The organism is Blautia massiliensis (ex Durand et al. 2017) (assembly GCF_001487165.1).
In the GTDB taxonomy this organism is placed as follows: domain Bacteria; phylum Bacillota; class Clostridia; order Lachnospirales; family Lachnospiraceae; genus Blautia_A; species Blautia_A fusiformis.
The window spans coordinates 3,149,085-3,169,280 of sequence record NZ_LN913006.1 but is presented as its reverse complement, the minus strand read 5'-3'; the positions used below and the strand labels follow the sequence as shown (position 1 = coordinate 3,169,280).

Sequence of the window (20,196 nt, the reverse complement as noted above, 5' to 3'; positions counted from 1 at the left end):
CTCTGTCCTAAAGTATGACATGCTTTTTTATTTTACTTATTATTTTTTCAGTTCTTTCAGAAGCTGCCCGATCTTTGACACAAACAGATCAAAGGCCACATTATTCTTACCGCTGTTGATCACAATATCTGCTTTCGCCCGTGTAGACTCCACATACAGATAATGCATCGGTTTTACTGTGGTAAGATACTGATCGATGATTCCGTTTAAATCCCGTCCACGTTCCTCCACATCTCTGGAGATCCGTCTTAAGATCCTCTCATCTGCATCTGCTTCCACATAAACCTTGATATCCAGAAGATCTCGGATACGCGGATCTGCAAGAAGCAGGATTCCCTCTACCAGAATGACCGGTCTTGGTTCGATTTTCAGCACTTTGTCGGAGCGGTTGTGCTGACTGTAATCGTATACCGGACATTGGATGGTTTTGCCCTCCTTGAGTTCTTTGAGATGCTCTACCAGAAGATCGGTTTCCAGTGAATCCGGGTGATCGTAATTCACCTTCACACGTTCTTCAAAAGGAATTCCGTCCTGTCTGCGGTAGTAATTATCATGATAGATCACCACCACATCGTCTCCGAAATGCTTCTTCAGTCTGTTTGTAAATGTAGATTTGCCGGAGCCTGACCCTCCGGCGATCCCGATAATAATACTTTCCATCGTCTCTTTACCTCTTAAGCTAGAATTCTTCCGCTGTGGATCCCGCAGGCTTCCCGAAGAGTTTTTCCGTATAAAGAAGCTTTTTCTTACACAAAAGCTGCCCGGTCGGTGTGCATCTCCTGCATCCGGTTCCGGACAGCTTTTCTGGTTATTTTTTATAAAGCAATCGTTCTGATCAGATCTCAGCCTGCTCCAGAAGTGCCGGGATCTTGGACTCCCATCCAAGTGCCATGATATGTACACCCTGGCAGTATGGCTTGCACTCTTTAATGATACGTGCAGCGATCTCAACACCAGTGATACCAGCTTTTGTTTTCTCTTTGTCTGCTTTCAGCTCCTCGATCATCTCATCCGGAACATGGATGCCGGCTACGTTGTTGTTCATGAACTTAGCCATTCCAGCAGATTTCGGAATGATGATACCAACCTGTACAGGTTTTCCGAACTGTTTTGCTTTTTCCATAAATTTGATGAATTTCTCCGGCTCAAATACAGCCTGTGTCTGGAAGTAGTCTGCACCTGCAGCAACCTTTCTTTCCATCTTTGCAAGCTGAGCGTCAACGGAATCGCTGCATGGAGATACAACGGCACCCTTGGAGAATTTCGGTGGCTCACCAACCAGCTGGTTTCCTCCAAGATCTACACCGGACTCGAGAAGCTGTACTGTATGAAGAAGAGATACAGAATCAAGATCGAATACCGGTTTTGCCTGCGGATGATCACCCATCTTCGTATGGTCACCTGTCAGACAGAGGATGTTCTCAATACCAAGCATAGCAGCACTTAAAAGATCAGACTCCAGTGCGATACGGTTTCTGTCACGGCATGCAAGCTGGAAGATCGGATCCATTCCGGCGTCTTTGAGAACTTTACACATTGCAAGAGATCCAAGACGCATAACCGAAGACTGGTTATCTGTTACATTGACTGCATGAACGCCTTTGAGATAAGTTTTGGCTTCTTCTACCAGTTCATCTACATGGATCCCTTTTGGCGGTCCTACTTCTGCAGAAACTACAAATTCACCACGGTCGAATAATTCTTTCATTTTCATATTATATTTGCTCCAATCATTTAAAATTTGGGGTACGGTCCACCTGCTCTGCTGCATACATTGCGGAATATTTCCGGTGAACCGTATCATAATTTAATTTGGCTTCTTAATAAATCTTTGCTTATTATTTCACTTCATCATCTGTAGCGAAATTATGGATCTGTGTCGGGCATTTCAGTGCGTCAAGGCGTCCGATCTCTTTCAGACGTCTGTAGATGCGCTCCCATCCACACTCCATGTCACTGTCAACTTCGCATTTACCATTCTTGGAACCGCCGCACTGGCCGTTGACAAGACTCTTGGAGCATGCTGTGATCGGGCAGATCCCGCCGGTAAGGTTCAGATAACACTCACCACACTGGTCACATTTATATTCTAACGGTGTTACACCCTGGAAACCAGGTACCGGGTATGTATCGCAGGCTGCGCATACCATCTTGTCTTCCAGATATTCTGCGATGGTCTGTACACCAACACCACAGGAGAATACCAGGACCAGATCCGCTTCCCTGATCTTATCCATGTGTTTCTGAAGACGTAACTGCATATTTTCCGGATTACAGATATAATCCGTTGTCATGATCCCTGTCACATTTCCTTCAGCGGAAAGCTCCTTCTGAAGTTCAACAGCTTCTTTTTCCGGAAAACGAACTTCCTTGCATCCATGGCAGTTGATGATAAAAACTTTCTTTCCGGCTGCCAGTGATACGATAGTTTCTTTTGCTTTTAACTGGGTAATCAACATATCACTTCATCCCCCTTACTGCATTTTTTCCGGCTTTGATACTGTTAATGATCGGAATCTTGGAAGAACAGATATACTGACAGCATCTGCACTCAACACAGTCCATGACATTCATGTCCTTCATGCCCTGCCAGTTCTCTTCTTTCGCATATTTTACGAAATACAGAGGAGAAAGTTCCATCGGACATACGTCCACACAGCGTCCGCACTTGATACATGGCTGCTCTTTGGTCTCATCTGTATCAATGGCGATGATACCGTTGGAGCCCTTCATCATAGGTACCTCCAGAGTGTTCAGAGGGAATCCCATCATAGGTCCGCCCATCTTGACCAGAACATCGTCATCTGTAAATCCACCGCAGTAATCGATCAGCTCTTTTACGCTGGTACCGATCTTGATGATAAAGTTGCCAGGATTCTTAATCTTCTCGCCTGTTACGGTTGCAACACGCTCGATCAGCGGCATACCCTTCTGGATCGCATCGGAGATCGCTTTTACAGTACTGATATTATCTACGATAACGCCAACATCTGCCGGAAGGCCGCCGCTTGGAACCTTTCTGCCCATGACACGCTTGATGAGAGTTTTCTCAGCACCCTGCGGGTATTTGGTTCTTGCAACAAAAACTTCCATATTTCCGATATCGGCAACTTTTTCCTGCATTAATTCGATCGCATCCTGCTTGTTATCCTCGATGACAATGATGCCCTTCTCAGCACCTGTTGTCTTAAGGATCGCTTTCAGACCGAAAATAATATCATCAGCAAACTCAAGGAGAACCTTATGGTCTGCTGTTAAATATGGCTCACACTCACATCCGTTGAGAAGGATGGTATCAACCGGTTTTGCAGGTTTCAGCTTGACACAGGTCGGGAAACCTGCACCACCCATACCAACGATTCCGGCTTCTTTTACGATCTCAATGATCTCATCCGGTGTAAGTTCGTCCAGGGCTTTATGTGGCTGTACGGATTCGTGCAGAGTATTTTTTCCGTCGGATTCGATGACAACTGCCATCACCTCACTGCCTCTTGTACCATGCATACGTGGCTCAACAGCAACTACGGTTCCGCTTACACTAGAATGTACCGGTGCGCTGATAAATCCGGCAGCTTCTCCGATCTTCTGTCCAACCTTTACTGTGTCGCCTACTTCCACGATCGGGTTGGCAGGTGCACCAAGATGCTGGGACATGGAGATCACAACCGTCTTCGGATCCGGGAATTTCTTCAGATCGATATGCTCGCTGAATTCCTTATGCTCTGACGGATGAACGCCACCATAGTATCCATTCAGTCTGTCCTCTCTGATAGACTTCACGTAATCATTGATCACCTTAAAGTTAACCTTGGAGTAATCACGTACCTGTACCGGCTGATTCAGGAACTCTTCCAGACGACCCTGTTTTGCCAGTCTCTGGTAGATCTTCTCCCATGCGCAGTCCTTGTTAGGATCCACTTCACATTTCCCGTTCTTTGCTCCGCCGCACTGTCCATTCACAAGACTCTTGGAACAGTCGACGATAGGACAGACGCCTCCGGTAATGTTCAGATAGCACTGTGCACATGCATCACAGCTCTTTTTGGTAAGTGCCATGCCGTGATGGCCTCTGTAGTTAAGGGTATTACTTGCTGCGATCACCGGCTTACCGGTCAGATCTGCAACAGTCTGGATACCAAGACCACAGGAGATCACAACTACATTCTCTGTACCTTCCGGCAGCAGATCCTGTAATTTTCTTTCTGTGTGCATCTTGTTGCACAGAAAATCGAATTTCGCACTGCCTGTGACGGTTTTTCCCTGCTCCGCAGCAAATTTCAGGAATTCCTCGCAATCCGGTTCGTCAACGGTCTCAAATTCCTTGAAACACTTGTTACAGGCGATTACAAACAGATTGTCCCTGCCGTTCAGCACTGATGCAAGCTCATCACTGCTTTTCAGCTTGTACTTAGTATAGTTTTCCAATTGCTCACCTTCCTTATAAAGATTATATCCTTATGATTATCTGCTCTTATCCGTTCCCTCCTTCTCTGCACTCCCAGGAAAGAAACAATAAAACCAAATAAATAAGTTCTTTGTTATTTGTTCAGCCCTTCGAAAATCCCGGTCCCAAAAAAGGCCGCAGTATTTCCTCTGACCGCTACAATAAATGTACCATAATTTGAACATATTATCCAGTTTTATTAGCTATTTTTATAAATTTATTCTATGATTTCATCCCAATCGTCTATGGATGTACGGATATTTGTACAACTTCTGTTATGCTGCATGCGTTAGTTATATGCAACTTATATAATTTTGTTTATAAAATATCCTTTTTATGCATTGAGCATATTGCACAAGGATTTTATCTTTAACAGGGCAGATCCGAAAGGTGTCTTTTGTCATGGGGTAAGACGCTGTCCGCAATATTCACAGGTGCTCAGACGACCTTTTATTACCTGATTCTTTGCACCGCAGCTGGGGCAGGTAACTGTAATATAGATCTTCTCATTTACGCGTCTGTTCGGTGCAGTGATCATAATATAATTTCCTTCTCTGTCTATCTGGATATTCCGGATATATCCCCCCGCAATAAATTTTTCCAGCTTTTTCACTGCACCTTTTCCCAGTTCCTGCTCAAACTTTTCAAATGAGACAGTATTCTGGGCATAGGATTCAAACCAGCAGGCAATTTCTCCAGCTTTTTTCTTCTTTAATGCTTTTTGAATTTCCCGGAAGGTTGGATACAGAAACAGCAATCCAAGTATGATCTCTGTTGCTGCCATTCCCCAGCGCCCTTCACCAATATACTTCTCCGATGCGCCAATAGCTCCCAGGGAAAAAAGTATAAAAAAGCCACAAAGAACCCATTTCAGTTTCCCAAGTATTCCTGTTTTTTTATTTTTTTCTGTCAAAAAATCGCTCATGTCTATTTCCTCTTTCCTATTATTCAAAATCTTATGCTATATTTGTGAATGCTCCGTCAGCTCACGCCAAACTCCCTCTGTCCGAATATGTTTCTGCATTCTGTGGATCTTCTATTTCAGTGTGGTTACGATCAGTTTACTTTCCAGTGCAGCTGCTATCAGATCCTCTTTGCAGCTGTATCCCGCCTTGGCGATCATTTCCTGAAAATTCCATCTCACCCCAGAAGCAGAACAGTCCATTTTCCTTGCGATCTCGGAATATGACATCCCGTGAATATACAGGCGCAGCATCTCCAGCTGTCTGGGACTGATATCACCGCTTGTGATCCAGTTAAGTTCCACCTCCGGTGCCACATCCGGAAATACATGCTCCCCATTTAACGTTCTGTAGATCACACTCCGTATTTCCTCTTCACCGTGATCCTTATACCATAGACTGTCTGCACATCCGCTCTTTGCTCTTTCCAGCACCTTGGGATCGATCAGCGAAGTAACAACCAATACCTTTGTATATGGATATTTTTCCCTGATGATCTTTCCGGCACTCAGCCCATCATGATTATGAAATGTCTGCACATCCATAAGCACAAGATCAATTGCCGAGTAAGAGCAGATCTTTACAGCTTCACAGGCATCCGAAACTGTCTGGACATGTCGGAATTCCGGTTCCCGCATGATAATACTTTCAAAATACTTCTGCATGATCCTCTGATCTTCTACTATCAGTATCCGTACCATAGACTCCCATCCTTTCTGTCAGTGGCATTTTCAACACCAGACAAAACTCCGGCGAAAAAGAAACCTGCATAATACATTTCTCCGACTCCGCAGCTTTTCTCAGTGCAGACAGACCACCACCTTCTTCTGCATTTTTTTCAGGTGCATCTCCATCATTCGTTATCCGGATGCTGTATTCATTTGCACCTTTTTCTATCTTCACCAGAACTGTACTTCCATGGGCATGTCTGGCACAATTTGTCACACATTCACGGATCGCTCTGTCTGTCAGCAGCCTGTAGGAGGGATGCTGAGGGAAATCCCCGCTGATCTGAACATAAATTCCAAGTTCTTCTGCATGCCTGATCGTATCCGCGCATAATTCTTCCATATTCTCAACAGAAGAATCTGTAAGAATATAGACCAGATGCTTTAATGCAGATAGCTGTTCATCCATTTTATCCTGATTTTCTTTTCTTTCCAATATCCTGCGTATTGACAGAAGGCTTCGGCCAAAATTGTCATGAACCTGCATTTTCATGGCAAGTGTCTCCTGCTCTCTTATTTTATCTCCGATTTTTTCATACATTTCCTCTAGCTTATGATTCAGGATTTCCAGCTTTTCATTATTTGCTCTGATCTTTTCACCATTGTAATAAATTTCTGATACATTAACTGCCACTGTCTGCAGATATCCTGCACAATCCGGCTCCTGCAGACGATATTCCTGAAACATCCAGACGGAATCATCCGGAAAATAAAATACATTACTGTCACTGTTTAATCTGCGAAGTCCCTCTGCTTCGGATCCTCCATTTATTACTTTCCGCAATGCCTCATAATCCTGCAGATAGGAGCCTATCATTATCCTGCTCAGTTCATGCATCTTGGTGTTGCATAAAACGATCCTTCCAAGAGGATCCGAAAAACACACCCCACAAGGAACATCATCAACAGCTTCATTCACAGACCAGTAAGACAGAGAATGGTGATATCTGCGTCTCTCTCTCCAGATTGCCCAGCAAAGATAAAGCAACAATACCACCATCGCTGCCATCAAAACACTGACCGGACACATCCGGAGCATTAGCTGATATGCGCTTTCCCCCTGGCAATATCTGTGATCATTCATCAGGAACCCCATAAGCATAAAAGAAACTGCAAAAACAGTCACTGCTGTTATAATTTTCTTTTTCCCGTAAAAACAGGTTATCCTGATCAACAGAAGGATCAATTCCAGAATCAGGCAGATTTCAAGAAGGATCATCAAAAAATCCTGCATTGCCATACTGCATTCCGCAAAATCAGTCATCTTCCGCCTCTCTTTCTGAATACGATACATCCGATAAACCATTCGTTTTCATCTTCCTGCTGCACATTTAATTCCGGTCTTTCTGACATTAATCCCCGAAGATCTGCTTCTGCTACAATATGAACCGAGATCCGCAAAGCATCATCGATCTGCGACACACGGTAAAAAACAGACTGCATTGTATCAAACAATCGTTCCACAAGCCATTCAAAGGTATCATAGCATTTTAGTATATCATCTGCATTCAGCTGCACTTCACCATTTTCGACATAATAAGCTGCCCGGATCTTACATAATTTTAAGCTGTCACAGGATTCCGCAAGACTCTGTCTGAGATCCTCCATTGTAAGCAGATTTCCGTCTGATGCATATTGTGTCAATACCAGATTTTTTCTTCTTTTTAAATATGTACCAACAACCACGATTTTTCCCAAGATCCGGTCATAGTGTTCCCTTGACTCCGTTCTTTCCAGCTCATCCATCAGCTGTGACAGCAATTCCAGCTGCCCGGCTGTCTGATTCTGTATCATGTTCAGCAGTCGGTTCTGTTCTTCTGTTTTTCTCCGCTCAGCTTCTTTCTGATAGGTTTTCTGCAACAGACGATTTCTGGCAGTCAGCTCCTCCTGCTGTTCCCGGATATCCTGATACTGATCCAGAAGCACCGAAATATCTTCTGACCAGAACAAATGTCCTCCTCTTATAGGAATATGGTTGATCCGGATTCCCTGTTCCTGTACAGCTGATCTGTTTATTACAATTTTACGCAGTTCCGGTGACAGCTCAGGAAAATCACCGGAATGATAATAACGCTGAAAGGAATCATCCGTAATCTCTGCATCCAGTCCTCCGGAGGTCTGGAATAATTCAAAATATCGATTGTTCGTCTGTATCAGGCCGCATAATATACATCCCTGGTAAATTGCCGCCATCAAAAGGCAGCATACCGCTGTCATATCTCCGGCAATTGTTTTGATCAGAGGCAGACGGAGTAAATTCCCGATATTCCATCCCAGAAGCAATATTCCCGGAATAACCGGCAGCCAAAATTGCTTTCTTCCCGGAATCCTGCTTTTTCTGATCAGCATGATTTCCATCCATATCAGGCAAAATATGATCCATCCCTGGATTACTATAAAAAGAATACCATAGCTGTAATCTCTATCTGAAAGCGGCGGCCGCCCGGAAAACCGAAACACCAGCTGATGCAGATCATTTGTAAAAACACTGATGATCAAAACCACCGCAAAAGCAAGCAAGGCAATAATTTTTCTGACTGTTTTCTCTCCATCCTTTTCCCCTAGAAACATCGCTGCTGCCAGTCCAAGGACCGGAATCAGGATCATCGGGATATAATACAGATACCAGCAGATATGTTCTCCAAGCGGATCATGAAAAATATGAAATTTTACTGTCCGTACAAAAAACCAGAAGACCATCAGACAGCCAATTGCAGTCAGACATCTGCGCGTTTTTCTATGCACTACATGCTTTTCCAGATAAATCACCCAGGCACAATACATTCCCAGATAAATACAGTTACGACACTGATCTGCGAGATTTCTCATAAAAACATTTTCCGGTCTTCCCAGCCTGCAGAAATACGCCAGAAATACACTTATCAGGATTCCTCCATACGACAGTGCCCTTTTTTTATTGTATGTCATGAAAATTCCTCTCTCATTAATACACATCTGTGATAAGTATACTATAAAACTCTCTTTTATTATATAGTTTTCAGAGAAACCATCCATTCTCAACCCCTGTTATCACAAACAGAGTGAACAATTCTGTCCACTCTGTCTATCATCACTCAAAATGGTCTTGGCTGGCCACAGTATTCGCAGAACCTTCCGGTATTCTCTGCACCGCACTGACATTTCCATAAACTGCCGGGCTGCTGCATTCCGTTGTTCATCTGCATTCCAGATTGCTGCATTCCGCTGTTCATGTACATCCCGGGCTGCTGCATTCCATTGTTCATGTTCATTCCGGACTGCTGCATTCCATTGTTCATGTACATCCCGGACTGCTGCATTCCGCTGTTCATGTTCATCCCAGGCTGCTGCATTCCAGCCGCATTTGGTGTCAGGGCGGCTATGATCTGATGACCTGTCTGCTCCACTTCCATCAATTCACCTCTGTTATCGCTGCTTATGGAAAAAGTATTCAAACGAAAATCCATATCATCAAACCATGGATTTTTTACCTTAATACGCATAGTATAATCAAATTCATACTTATATACCGGTGGCTGATAGCTTACGGTTTCTCCATCCTTTGTTGTATATGTTTCCTCGTTCTGCTGTCGCTCTACATCAACTCTGCACTGCACAACAGCGGATAAAGGAACTATATCCGGATTTTCATTGACATCCAGCTTCCGTGCAACAGTAAAATTCCCCTTATTGTCATCAATAAAAACATTGTAATTTCTGGTATTGATCTGACGTGTTATACAAAAATCCATTACGGCTTTTTTGTTTTTTTCACGATATTCCAGTTGACGTTTTATATCCTCTACCGTACTGTGCCGCCGGTCTTCAAACCATGGTGACAATTTTTTTGCACAATCCTTACACAGATTTCCGTCATCCAGTTTTCTGTTGCCTAATAAACCTATTTTCTCTCCGCAGATATCACAGATCTTCTTATCAAATAATCCCATACCCAATCCTCCTTCTTTTTATATTTGTGTTTTTGTTTATCTACATTATGCGTGAATGCTTCGCCATTTGCACTAGCATCTCTGACAGTAACTGAATTCATCTTCATATCAATGTCAGGATCATAAGGCTCGTATCTGAAAATCCTGTCCGTTTCTATATGTTCAGGATATGCCGTATGGGATACTCTCTGCCAGACACAACCGTCCCGAGGATGTCAAGTCATTGCTACAAAAAATATGCGGCTTTTTTGCCACGAAAATGGCTTAAAACCGCATATTTCTGTATAGAGGACGTTATATAATTGTCACAAAGTAGGTGGGGAGGATGTAACGTCATTGCTAGAATTATTCCTAATTCTGAAAAGGTATTTGTACCGGTGATTTAGGCGAACAAATTATTTGCCCATTATTACTATATCTATCGGACTTTGTTACCTTAACATAATGAATAAGCTCCAGTATTTTTCTTTTATTGTCTCCACTTTGTATAAGCTGCTGCCATAATGCTCTTTCTTTTGTTTCTATACCTTTAGGTATTTTTTGTCGTCCAGGAGAAACAATAAAAGCATGCTTTTCAATATTATTCGCAACTATCACTTTTAAGTCATCATCTTTCTTCAAGAACTTAATTGTGTCAATAATTTGGTCATACGGATTATAGCCCTCTTTAACAGATATATTTGCACCTTTAAGTTCTATAAAACATGTTTGCAATACCTTTTGACAATATATTAAAAAATCACACTTTTGTTGATCTTGTATATTAGGTATCAATTTTCCATCTGGCTCTGTCAAATATACTTCTTCATCACAAACCTCTATTGGCATAATTGAATTTTTATCAGACTTTGAATCTTTTAGAGTTCTTTTTTCTCCATTTTTTAAGCACTCAAAATTATCCGTATATTTTCCTAATGCTAATTTATTTGGCTCCTTTTTCTTATTTTCCTTGTATTTATTTTTTCCTTTATTTTTTCCTTTATTTTTTTTCGCCATTTGCTTCTCCTTACAGCACATCATTTTCTGACATTAGCAAATAATATAATTCCATATATTTTTCATTTACGCTGTCAGAAATTTCATCAATCATTTCCGTATTTAATTCTTGAAGTTCCTCATTAATTAAGTTTAAAATACTTTTATCTTTATTGATTTTTAATGCTGTAACTTTTTGTGGATCAATCTCACAATTACTATCAATTATGTCATATACTTTTTTTGAATACGTAGAATTCTTCTCAATCACCTTCCCAGCACAATACAACGTGTTGACCGATGTTAAAATATACGGACTGTGTGTTGTAATCAAGATTGAGCTATTGTTAATATTCGCAAAATATGAAATAAATTCCACTACCTTACTTTGTAAGCTTGGATACAAATGTGCTTCTGGTTCTTCAATAATTACAAATGCTTTTTCCTTTTTTAACATTAAAATATACAGTTGATTAAGTAACCATAAAACCTCTTGCTGACCAGATGATGCGAAATTAATTGGTATTTTTTCACTATGTTCCTCTTCATCCTCAACAACAATATATTCTTTTCCTGCATTATAAAGATAATCGCCTTTCAAATCTGAAATTAACATTTCCGCAGTTTTAGTTACATCAAATCTTCGTTCGCCGTCAGGATAGCGTTTATGAACATTTCTAATTCCATCCTCAAAAACTCTATGAATATTATCAATAACCTGCATAAATTGCCTTGTTATCAAATCCAAATTATCATTTTCTAATAACGATCTATTGTTGACTAATAAAGTCAGCATACTACGTCCAGCAGGGATATAGTAGGTTTCTTTATAATCATCAAAAATCTTATTTACACTGTTTTTAAAATTATCATAATTGCGAAGTCTTTCCTTACTTGCATATGCCAAACTAATAGTTGTGGTTTCTGGCTTTTGCTCGAAAAGTTCTAATGCTTCTTTTTCTAAGTCTTTTAGCGTTTGTGTTAATTTAGGCGAATAACGAACACTTATATATTTTCGTTTTCCGTTTTTATTCAATTTTACATCAAGCCATATCCCCGATGCATATTCATATTTTAAATATAATCGTTTATCTAAATCCCAACTATATCCAAATAAAGAAATGAAAATTGATTTTAACTCTTTCTTTAACACTTTATTAAACCCATCACTAACATCATTGCCATTGTATAATGCTGTATCGTACACTTGACACAAATAGTCCGTCAAAGTAGATTTTATGATTCTAAAAAAATATATAGCTTTTGCCACAGTACTTTTTCCTGTAGCTTGTTCACCTATAAGTAAATTAAAATCTTTGATATCCATTTCCAGTTCTTGTACTGGTCCCAAATATTTAATTTCTATTTTTTGCATATTCCACCTATACCTTCTACATATACTCTTTCAACAAACCTAATCATTTCCTTCATTATAATAAATACTACTACTACTTTGCAATATCTTTACTAAATTTCCACTTCACCTCCACTCTCCCATCATCATACACATATATTCCCTGCACATATTCTTCCAACATTTCTCGTGTCAGCTTTTCATAGCCTAAATACTTCAACATCTGCTCCACTGGAACATTCTTTTTCATCAGGATTTCTTTCTCACCATTTATCAGTTCTTCCAGTTCCTGTACACGTTTCTGCAGTCGTTCTCTTTCTTCTTCCAACTGCTTCTTGACTTCCATAAACTGGTTCTGGTTCATCTGTCCTTCGTGATACTTCTCATAGTTCTGACGGTTCTGAATCTTTATCTGCTCCTGACACTTTTCACAATCTGCACTTTCCGTCTTATAGACTTCTATGCTGTCCGTATGCTGTTTTCTCATAGATTGCTGCATCTGTTCTTGGCTGATATTCTGACGTAAATATGCCTTAATTTCTGCCAGCACAATATGCTCCAGCATTTTGTTATCCGCTTTTCCGGCAAAACATCCTGTATCTTCTTTTCCTTTACTGTAAGCGCAGCTATAAAGGATATGACCATGAACCGGACTGCTTGAAGTCAGACTTCTGCGACAATTTCCACACTTCACCTAGCCACCTAACAGTGTTGTTTCCCTGTCAAATTTACTTTTCTTTGTGTATCTGATCTGCAGGGACTGTGCTTTTTCAAAAACTTCTTTTGATACGATCGGCTCATGGTGATTTTCCATCACTTTCCACTGATTTCTCGGCACTGCTACTTCTTTCCCTGTTCCGGGATTTGGAATCTTGGTCTTTCCATAGACCATACAGCCTATATAAGTCTTATCATCTACAATCTTCCGTATCATATCACTCGTCCACTGTAATCCTCTTGATGTAGCTTTCTTGCTGTCTGATTTCTGTCGTCTACTCATGGACTGCAAGGGAGTCAGTACCCCCTCTTCATTGAATAACTTGCAAATTTCCATCTTGGAATACCGCTGGTTGGTCAGTTCAAATACTCTGCAGATTACTTTCGCTTCGTCCTCTACAATCACCAGTTCTTTCTTATTTTCAAGATTAATTCAATACCCATAAGGTGCAGAACCACAGCAATCCTCGCCTTTTCCACGTCTAGTGCTGACTGCCGCTTTTACCTTTACGGACTGGTCTTTCACATAAAAATCTGCAATCAGTCCTTTAAACTGTACTTCGCTGTCCGAACTCTTTCCTTTATAATCTTTAGAATCATATTGGTCTGAAATAGAAATGAATCGTACTCCAAGAAATGGAAAAATCTGTTCCAGATAAGTTCCCATATCAATATAATTTCTAAAATCTTTTACCACAATACACTGCACAAACGCCATAGAATCGATCAACTCCAGTTTTCGGAAAGTAACCAAGAAAGGCTCTTTCCAAAATTAGGATTCGGTAATGAAAGCATTATATTTGCGAATTACGGAGCTTTACAAAAAGCGAAATGGTCGATTAGTTTCGAATTGGGCTATAGTAAGAAACCAGCTCTCCATGGACGATTAAATTCAAGCACGGATACTGAAATACGAAAATTTCTAATGGAATTCAGAAGGATTTTTATGAGTAAATATTATGACTATTTTGAAGAACAGGAACATAATTCAGGTGAAATAACAATGGATAACGCTCATGAATGAACTTCTTACCTGCTATCAGTATCTCAAAGAGCACGATATGTTGCTTCTATATAAAGCTTATCGCAATGGTGAGGAACTTCCTTTTGATTAGTAGATGCAAAATAGCGGTCAAAAAATGACCGCCAAAAAATATAAATTTACACACTTTACTTGACAAACTCTGTTCACAACGCAGCTACATTACTAAGAGCTGAAATATATTCACCTATCATTTGTGGCTGCTTGTTATTACATTTAAATTCTACCCACTCAGTCTCATCCGGCAATTTTGCAAGCTCTCGTACCAGACTTCTCAAATATTCTACTAATCTTATTGCCATAACATCACATACTTTTTTTCAATCTACTGAGATAACCCATAAACTACTTTCAGACTCAATGCGCTGATTATTTAATATTTTTCTTTCTACGAACATTTCTTTTATTGGGGTTATTAGTGGTAAGATTCCCAATCCATATTTCCTCTTGTTCATCCCAACTTCCAACATAGTATATCGGAAATTTCTTCTTCTGTTTTTCTAATCTTTTTATAATGTCATAATTTTTTATTCTTCCATTTTTCCCCAAATCTATCTTCATATTTCCTTTTTTGATAATTGCTAATTGTGAACAGTCTTGTTTCAATTTAATTTCAACTTTTCTTTCAGGTAAATACTGCAATAAACTTGAATTCAACGAAAATGTACCATCTTGAAAAATACTTATCACCAAATTATTTTCTCGCTTTCTTAAATTTGAAATAGTGATAAAATCAGAAAAATCATATTTTGAAACAGTATTATCCTTTTCTTTCACATTCTCTTCTTTCCATATATATACGCCCCTTCTCACATTAATTAAAGCAGGATTTTCCTTCTTTAAGCTAAATAATGCATTTCTAAGCGCACTTGAACCTTTATCTATTCTCACCTTATGTTGCTCTACATATAATTTTATTTCATCAACAGTTCTTTCCACCCCTACTTTAGTTTTCATATATTCTATAATACCTTCTTTTATCATCATTTGCTGTGATTCTTCCATCTTATTTTTCCTTCCTGTAAACAACAATTTCAGAGATATTTACACTGTAAATATCTGCTATAACCCCTAAATTTTGCAAGCTTGGTGGATTTTTCCCATTTATATAATTTCGAATCGCACTTTTTGATAGCCCTGTTATTTGAGATAAAGTCAATACCGTATCTCCTTTTTCGTCCATTAACTTTTTAATTCTCTTTCCTGTTTGAACTTTATCGACTTTCATTTCATCTGCTATCATTAGTCTTCTCCTTACGTTTTTATTATCTAATTTTAATTATAACGAACGTTTAAACTAATTCAAGTACAAGTTTACTTCTAAGTCTAACATTTGTTTAGGAGTTTTAATATAAACTTCGCTCCACTCTCTACCACAACATTTAACTTTCACATATGAGGGAGACTTTTGGCTGTACATAAAATCCCCCATCCCACCTCCACATTCGGATATTCCTCATATCCGCCCACACTCTGTGCGCCTTTCCTCAGATATGCCTTCACCTTTTCCCCATAAAGAAACGGATCATTTCCTTTCACGATCCCCCATTCCATAAGCAGAGCTGCGCTTCCGCTGACAAAGGGTGCCGCAAAGGAGGTTCCGGTGACAGTGGCGTAGCCTCCGCCGGGAACCGGGGCGGAGATGGATACACCGGGAGCTGCGAGATCAGGCTTCCGGATCGGCAAGAACTGACTTCCCCTTCCGGAAAAATCTGCGTAGGCATTCTGTCTGGAATCATAAGCTCCAACAGAAATAACTTTTCCGGCAGTGGAAGGAATCGTCAAAGTTCCCACAGCCCGCGGAGAATAAAACCCGGTTCCGCGATTCAGTACATTTCCACCCGGCAGCCAGAGGAAATACTGCCCGGAGCGCACACGTTTTCCACTTAAAAGAACTTTCCAGACACCGCTGTCCACATAATTACCCTCAGGAATGAAATCTATGTAGATTTCCTGGGACAGCTGATAGGGACCGGGTTTTCCATAATAGATCAAAAGCTCTGTATTTTCCAGCAGATGCCGCTGTGGACCCAGCCTTTCATATAATGGACCGATCCGTTCTCCGGACGGACTTTCCAGATAAATTTCCATCTCATCTTCATAATCCTTCCATAACTGTACATTTAATGTGGGCTCAAAAGCTCCCACCGCCAACTGGATCTCTTCTGTTTTCCCCTGCTGCAGGATTCCTCCTGCATGCCAGGGCTGGCTGCCGTTATTTCCGGTTCCTGTAACGATCACAGTCCGCCCCATGGCCGCAACTGTATCAATATAGTTTTCCAGAAGAGAATCCCCTCTGTGTGTTCATTATAACTAGGGGAAAATTACTGTAAAAAAATTTGCAGTCTTTACACTGCCTGTTTTTCTACCGGATAAGGCGACTGATACTTAAATACAATATCAATGCTCTTATCTCCATTCACAACAATTTTTTCAATCAATTCTGTCACAATTTCTCTTGTCACTTCGGATAATGTTCCATACTTGATAAATTTCTCTATCCAGTTTTCATAAGATTCTTCTGCCTCTCCAAAGCTGTCTTTCTCTTGTTCTGCCAACTGAATCTTCGCCCTGATATCTTTATCCTGCTTTTCATATTCTGCCTTATAGGAGAGATATTCTTCTTTATCCAGAACACCATCTACATAATTTTCGTAAGTTTTCTTTTTATACTTTTGGACAGCCGCAAGTTCTTTTTGTAACCGTTCAATCTGCTGGTCTGCTTCTGCACATCGTCTCTGCACCTCCTTCTTCCTATCTGCTACTTTTAATATTTCATCCTTATCACTTTCTTTCAGTGCCAGTTCCGCTTGTCTTTGGATTTCATTTTTTACAATAGAATCCAATACTTCTTTTTTAATGAAATGAGAATAACAAACTGTGTTTCCTTTTTTGTGATAGGTACCGCACTCATAACCGTCCCGACAAGTAACCCTCTGGAAATTATATCCGCAATCTCCACAAACAATAATTCCTGCGTATGGATTTACCTTTCTCACTTCGCTATTAAATCCCGGTGTCCGTGTTCTTTTCTTCATAAGTTCCTGTACCTGCTCAAAAGTATCTTTGCTAATAATTGCTTCGTGCATTCCTTCCACAATATACTGCTGTTCCTCTGGAATATATTGATACTTTTCCACTTTATAGGATATCTTTTCTGATTTATGCTGTACCATAGCCCCTGTATAAACTCTGTTTCGCAAAATTACATTGATCGTAGGATATGCCCAGCCCTTTGCACCCGCTTTTTCTAATGCATTGGCATATTTCAATCCCTGCACCTTTCTCTTATACTCTGACGGTGTCAGAATTCCTTCCTGATTCAGTTTCTTTGCAATACCATCCCTGGAATATCCTTCCAAACTCATATAAAAGATTCTCCGTACCACTTTAGCTGCTTCTTCATCTACAAGAAAATGATGCTTATCTGCCGGATCTTTTACATATCCATATGGGGCAAACCCAGACATAAACTGTCCCCGTTTCTTCTGGGCGGTCAATGCACCTCTGATTTTCTTAGATATATCACGACTATACATATCATTAAACAACGTCTTAAACTGTGCCAATTCTTCATTACTGTGATGAACAGAATCCACGCCATCCAAAATTGCAATATAACGCACACCCAAAGATGGAAAAACACGCTCAATATAGTTACTGGTTTCAATATGTTCACGCCCAAGCCGGGAAATATCTTTCGTAATAACGCCTTGAATTTTCCCTTTGTAGATATCCTCCATCATCCGCTGAAATTCCGGTCTATTCGCAAAATAAAGCCCCGAATAACCGTCATCAATATAAATATCTGCGATTTCCAGATCCTCTGATTTAGTCACATACTCACGAATCAGTTTCATCTGATTTTCAATACTCTCACTAACTTTATTCTCTCCATCATCCTTCGACAGACGACAATATACACCCATCTGATACATCATATCACCCCATCTTTCTCAAGTATTCTATCTGGTGAACTCTCTACTGAAGCAAACTTAAAATATATATCTATTTTCTGCTCTGGATATACATAAATTTTATCAACTAACTCCACAAGCGCTTCTCTGGTAAGCTGCTTTACCGTTATTCTTCTGCGATTAAAGTGCTCCAACCATATCTTTGTTTCATTGACCGCCGCCCGCTGCCTTTGCTCTTCATGGTTCAGTTCTGATAATTCTTTTTGATATTTCTGATTCTCTGTTTCATACATCTGTTTTAATTCCAGATATTCCTCTTTGGAAAGTACTTCATCCATAAACTGTTCATATGCTCGTTTCCGGTATTCCAGATTTCTTTCTATTTTTGCCTGCAATTTTGCAATTTTACCATCCAGTTCCGGCTGTTTCTGTCTGATCTGAGTTTCCAGATTCTTCATATCCATCTTCATCTGTTTCAATTGCTGGTTGATTGCAAATACAACCAGTTCATCCAGCTTTTCAAATGTAATATGATTCAGCTCACAGTAATTCTGCCCCTGCTTCTGATGAAAACCACACATATATCCGTCATAGTCTTTATGAGATGCCAGATAACGTTTTCGCATGGCTGTTTTACATTTCCCACAAAAGAGCAGTCCCACATATTTATGTGGTTCATTGTTTTTATCAAAATAGGAAACTCTGCGCCCCTTTCTTATTTGCTGAACCCTATCAAACTCTTCTTTAGAAATGATTGCCTCATGTGCATCCGGCACCAGCTCCATTTCTTCCAGGGGAATTGCCTTTTTGTATTTCAGCTTATAAGACGGTCTTTCATGTTTCCGAATCACAACCGCCCCAGTATAGACCGGATTCTTTAAAATTCCACTTACAGTAGACGATGTCCACAGACCTTTTCCCGAATCCCATACATAATTGGTTTTTAAAACTTCCTTTTTATATTTTGCGGGACAAGGGATTTCATCTTCATTCAAAGTCCTGCAAATAACCGTACAGCCAAATCCATTTTGATACATTCTGTAAATTCTTCGAACAACCTCGGCTGCATAAGGATCAATTTCCAGATGATTATGAATTGTTTTACTTTTCACATATCCAAAGGGGGGCTGTTTCGGAGTATATTCGCCCATACTTCTTTTGGTCTGAATCGTTGTCTTAATCTTTCTGGATGTATCTCTCAAATACATATCATTCAGCAAAGTTTTTATTTCTAACATTTCATCATAAGTTCCAACGGCTGAATCATAATTATCCAGAATCGAAACAATCCGAATCTGTTTCTCCGGGAAATATTTGCCTAGATAATAGTTGGTATCAATATGTTCTCTTCCAAGTCGAGATACGTCCTTAAAAATCACCATATTGATAACACCAAGCTCAATATCTGCCAGCATCCTCCGAAATTCAGTTCTTTCAAAATTACTTCCAGAAGCCCCATCGTCTACATAAACTTTTTTCTCTGCAATATCTTTATTCTCTGCAATATAATCTCTTGCCATCTGAATCTGAGAGTGAATACTATTGCTGTATTCACCCTCTTTATTTTGCTCTTCAATGGAAATTCGGCAATAAATTCCTGCCTGATACATTCTATCCCTCTTTTCATCGGTCTTGCGTAGTCATTGTCTTTAATTGTCTTTATTTTACAACAAGAACTTAAGAAAATCAACCTGCAATTTTTCGTTCAGTAAGATTCTGAATGCACTGGATCAATGTCTTTTCCCCATTAAAATGCACTCGAATCTGATATCCTGCATGTTCATAGCTTACATTCTCTTTTTGGATTTCTTTTTTTGTATCCAGAACTTCTACAGAATCAAATAACGTATTCATGCTATATGCCTCCTTCAGCATACAGTTCTCTCTACATCCTATGCCGGCAGGATTGTACAAAAGTTCTGTATGAATTGAATTCGGCTTTCGAAAGCCTGATTACATTCTAAAATTATTCTGCACCAATCACATTGAATTGAAATTGACCGCAGATTGAGTTTTTAAGATTCATTTTCTTCCTATACAGTATCAATTCCTATTGTCCGGAACATTTGTTCGTGTTATAATAAAAAGACTTTAAGAATATAAAACACGAAAACCAAAGGAGGGATTT

The 20,196-nt window shown here is 40.0% G+C and carries 20 protein-coding genes and 1 pseudogene; 1 reads left to right on the top strand and 20 read right to left on the bottom strand.

Translation table 11 applies throughout. The features are described 5' to 3' along the window. Window positions 1-39: 39 nt before the first annotated feature. From udk to BN3261_RS18025, 14 genes are all read right to left on the bottom strand, one after another. Window positions 40-660, bottom strand: a complete 621-nt coding sequence (udk, locus tag BN3261_RS15475) for a uridine kinase (protein WP_015526187.1) — start codon at window positions 658-660, stop codon at window positions 40-42. 175 nt (window positions 661-835) lie between these two features. Continuing rightward, window positions 836-1,714, bottom strand: coding sequence for a methylenetetrahydrofolate reductase (locus tag BN3261_RS15470; RefSeq protein WP_015526188.1), 879 nt, complete (start codon window positions 1,712-1,714; stop codon window positions 836-838). A 124-nt stretch (window positions 1,715-1,838) separates the two neighbouring features. Beyond that, window positions 1,839-2,459, bottom strand: coding sequence for a methylenetetrahydrofolate reductase C-terminal domain-containing protein (locus tag BN3261_RS15465; RefSeq protein WP_021976351.1), 621 nt, complete (start codon window positions 2,457-2,459; stop codon window positions 1,839-1,841). A 1-nt stretch (window position 2,460) separates the two neighbouring features. Then, window positions 2,461-4,425, bottom strand: a complete 1,965-nt coding sequence (gene rsxC / locus BN3261_RS15460) for an electron transport complex subunit RsxC (RefSeq protein WP_092069875.1) — start codon at window positions 4,423-4,425, stop codon at window positions 2,461-2,463. A 419-nt stretch (window positions 4,426-4,844) separates the two neighbouring features. Further along, complete coding sequence (locus tag BN3261_RS15455) at window positions 4,845-5,369, bottom strand: hypothetical protein (protein WP_022426202.1); 525 nt, start codon at window positions 5,367-5,369, stop codon at window positions 4,845-4,847. A gap of 111 nt (window positions 5,370-5,480) precedes the next feature. After that, window positions 5,481-6,107 carry a response regulator transcription factor gene (locus BN3261_RS15450; protein ID WP_022426201.1) on the bottom strand — a complete coding sequence of 209 codons (627 nt, stop codon included), beginning with the start codon at window positions 6,105-6,107 and terminating at the stop codon, window positions 5,481-5,483. Continuing rightward, the gene (locus tag BN3261_RS15445) at window positions 6,055-7,398 is read right to left on the bottom strand and encodes an ATP-binding protein (RefSeq protein ID WP_235812400.1); all 1,344 of its coding nucleotides are present in this window, start codon (window positions 7,396-7,398) and stop codon (window positions 6,055-6,057) included. The genes BN3261_RS15450 and BN3261_RS15445 overlap by 53 nt, the downstream gene beginning before the upstream one ends. Further along, the gene (locus tag BN3261_RS15440; RefSeq protein ID WP_059086716.1) at window positions 7,395-9,062 is read right to left on the bottom strand and encodes a histidine kinase N-terminal 7TM domain-containing protein; all 1,668 of its coding nucleotides are present in this window, start codon (window positions 9,060-9,062) and stop codon (window positions 7,395-7,397) included. The genes BN3261_RS15445 and BN3261_RS15440 overlap by 4 nt, the downstream gene beginning before the upstream one ends. A 146-nt stretch (window positions 9,063-9,208) precedes the next feature. After that, window positions 9,209-10,063 (bottom strand): DUF4428 domain-containing protein, encoded by an 855-nt coding sequence (locus BN3261_RS15435; protein ID WP_059086715.1) that lies wholly within the window; start codon window positions 10,061-10,063, stop codon window positions 9,209-9,211. 351 nt (window positions 10,064-10,414) lie between these two features. Next, window positions 10,415-11,059 carry a hypothetical protein gene (locus tag BN3261_RS15430; protein WP_059086714.1) on the bottom strand — a complete coding sequence of 215 codons (645 nt, stop codon included), beginning with the start codon at window positions 11,057-11,059 and terminating at the stop codon, window positions 10,415-10,417. Window positions 11,060-11,069: 10 nt separating this feature from the next. Then, complete coding sequence (locus tag BN3261_RS15425) at window positions 11,070-12,413, bottom strand: AAA family ATPase (RefSeq protein WP_059086713.1); 1,344 nt, start codon at window positions 12,411-12,413, stop codon at window positions 11,070-11,072. A 73-nt stretch (window positions 12,414-12,486) separates the two neighbouring features. Beyond that, window positions 12,487-13,086, bottom strand: coding sequence for a recombinase zinc ribbon domain-containing protein (locus BN3261_RS18035; RefSeq protein WP_235812399.1), 600 nt, complete (start codon window positions 13,084-13,086; stop codon window positions 12,487-12,489). Continuing rightward, a complete protein-coding gene (locus BN3261_RS18030) occupies window positions 13,087-13,515 on the bottom strand; it encodes a recombinase family protein (RefSeq protein ID WP_235812398.1) in 429 nt (142 codons plus the stop codon). It lies immediately after the preceding gene. Between the two features lie 27 nt (window positions 13,516-13,542). Then, the gene (locus BN3261_RS18025; protein ID WP_235812397.1) at window positions 13,543-13,827 is read right to left on the bottom strand and encodes a serine integrase family protein; all 285 of its coding nucleotides are present in this window, start codon (window positions 13,825-13,827) and stop codon (window positions 13,543-13,545) included. Between BN3261_RS18025 and BN3261_RS18425 the strand changes: the two are divergent. Continuing rightward, window positions 13,805-13,999: pseudogene (locus tag BN3261_RS18425) on the top strand (IS256 family transposase); the annotation flags it as partial. The gene BN3261_RS18025 and the pseudogene BN3261_RS18425 overlap by 23 nt on opposite strands. Window positions 14,000-14,520: 521 nt before the next feature. On the opposite strand, the gene BN3261_RS15415 reads toward BN3261_RS18425, so the two are convergent. The 6 genes from BN3261_RS15415 to BN3261_RS15390 form a co-directional block, all read right to left on the bottom strand. Next, window positions 14,521-15,156, bottom strand: a complete 636-nt coding sequence (locus BN3261_RS15415; protein WP_059086712.1) for a hypothetical protein — start codon at window positions 15,154-15,156, stop codon at window positions 14,521-14,523. A gap of 1 nt (window position 15,157) precedes the next feature. Beyond that, the gene (locus tag BN3261_RS15410) at window positions 15,158-15,394 is read right to left on the bottom strand and encodes a helix-turn-helix domain-containing protein (RefSeq protein WP_059086711.1); all 237 of its coding nucleotides are present in this window, start codon (window positions 15,392-15,394) and stop codon (window positions 15,158-15,160) included. 146 nt (window positions 15,395-15,540) lie between these two features. Beyond that, window positions 15,541-16,392 (bottom strand): S8 family serine peptidase, encoded by an 852-nt coding sequence (locus tag BN3261_RS15405; protein ID WP_235812396.1) that lies wholly within the window; start codon window positions 16,390-16,392, stop codon window positions 15,541-15,543. 107 nt (window positions 16,393-16,499) lie between these two features. Continuing rightward, window positions 16,500-18,092 (bottom strand): recombinase family protein, encoded by a 1,593-nt coding sequence (locus BN3261_RS15400; RefSeq protein ID WP_005428244.1) that lies wholly within the window; start codon window positions 18,090-18,092, stop codon window positions 16,500-16,502. Next, window positions 18,089-19,678: a recombinase family protein gene (locus BN3261_RS15395; protein ID WP_009245397.1), complete on the bottom strand. Its 1,590-nt coding sequence runs from the start codon at window positions 19,676-19,678 to the stop codon at window positions 18,089-18,091. The genes BN3261_RS15400 and BN3261_RS15395 overlap by 4 nt, the downstream gene beginning before the upstream one ends. 76 nt (window positions 19,679-19,754) lie before the next feature. Further along, complete coding sequence (locus tag BN3261_RS15390) at window positions 19,755-19,922, bottom strand: hypothetical protein (protein ID WP_009245398.1); 168 nt, start codon at window positions 19,920-19,922, stop codon at window positions 19,755-19,757. Window positions 19,923-20,196: the final 274 nt, after the last annotated feature.

What these genes read in the sequence shown, in the direction of transcription:
- BN3261_RS15390 (WP_009245398.1), bottom strand. Translation starts at nt 19,922, where the DNA reads ATGAATACGTTATTTGATTCTGTAGAAGTTCTGGATACAAAAAAAGAA.
- BN3261_RS15410 (WP_059086711.1), bottom strand. Translation starts at nt 15,394, where the DNA reads ATGATAGCAGATGAAATGAAAGTCGATAAAGTTCAAACAGGAAAGAGA.
- BN3261_RS18025 (WP_235812397.1), bottom strand. Translation starts at nt 13,827, where the DNA reads ATGGCGTTTGTGCAGTGTATTGTGGTAAAAGATTTTAGAAATTATATT.
- BN3261_RS15415 (WP_059086712.1), bottom strand. Translation starts at nt 15,156, where the DNA reads ATGGAAGAATCACAGCAAATGATGATAAAAGAAGGTATTATAGAATAT.
- BN3261_RS15440 (WP_059086716.1), bottom strand. Translation starts at nt 9,062, where the DNA reads ATGACATACAATAAAAAAAGGGCACTGTCGTATGGAGGAATCCTGATA.
- BN3261_RS15435 (WP_059086715.1), bottom strand. Translation starts at nt 10,063, where the DNA reads ATGGGATTATTTGATAAGAAGATCTGTGATATCTGCGGAGAGAAAATA.
- udk (WP_015526187.1), bottom strand. Translation starts at nt 660, where the DNA reads ATGGAAAGTATTATTATCGGGATCGCCGGAGGGTCAGGCTCCGGCAAA.
- BN3261_RS15470 (WP_015526188.1), bottom strand. Translation starts at nt 1,714, where the DNA reads ATGAAAATGAAAGAATTATTCGACCGTGGTGAATTTGTAGTTTCTGCA.
- BN3261_RS15425 (WP_059086713.1), bottom strand. Translation starts at nt 12,413, where the DNA reads ATGCAAAAAATAGAAATTAAATATTTGGGACCAGTACAAGAACTGGAA.
- BN3261_RS15450 (WP_022426201.1), bottom strand. Translation starts at nt 6,107, where the DNA reads ATGGTACGGATACTGATAGTAGAAGATCAGAGGATCATGCAGAAGTAT.
- BN3261_RS15445 (WP_235812400.1), bottom strand. Translation starts at nt 7,398, where the DNA reads ATGACTGATTTTGCGGAATGCAGTATGGCAATGCAGGATTTTTTGATG.
- BN3261_RS15395 (WP_009245397.1), bottom strand. Translation starts at nt 19,678, where the DNA reads ATGTATCAGGCAGGAATTTATTGCCGAATTTCCATTGAAGAGCAAAAT.
- BN3261_RS15455 (WP_022426202.1), bottom strand. Translation starts at nt 5,369, where the DNA reads ATGAGCGATTTTTTGACAGAAAAAAATAAAAAAACAGGAATACTTGGG.
- BN3261_RS15400 (WP_005428244.1), bottom strand. Translation starts at nt 18,092, where the DNA reads ATGATGTATCAGATGGGTGTATATTGTCGTCTGTCGAAGGATGATGGA.
- BN3261_RS15465 (WP_021976351.1), bottom strand. Translation starts at nt 2,459, where the DNA reads ATGTTGATTACCCAGTTAAAAGCAAAAGAAACTATCGTATCACTGGCA.
- BN3261_RS15430 (WP_059086714.1), bottom strand. Translation starts at nt 11,059, where the DNA reads ATGGCGAAAAAAAATAAAGGAAAAAATAAAGGAAAAAATAAATACAAG.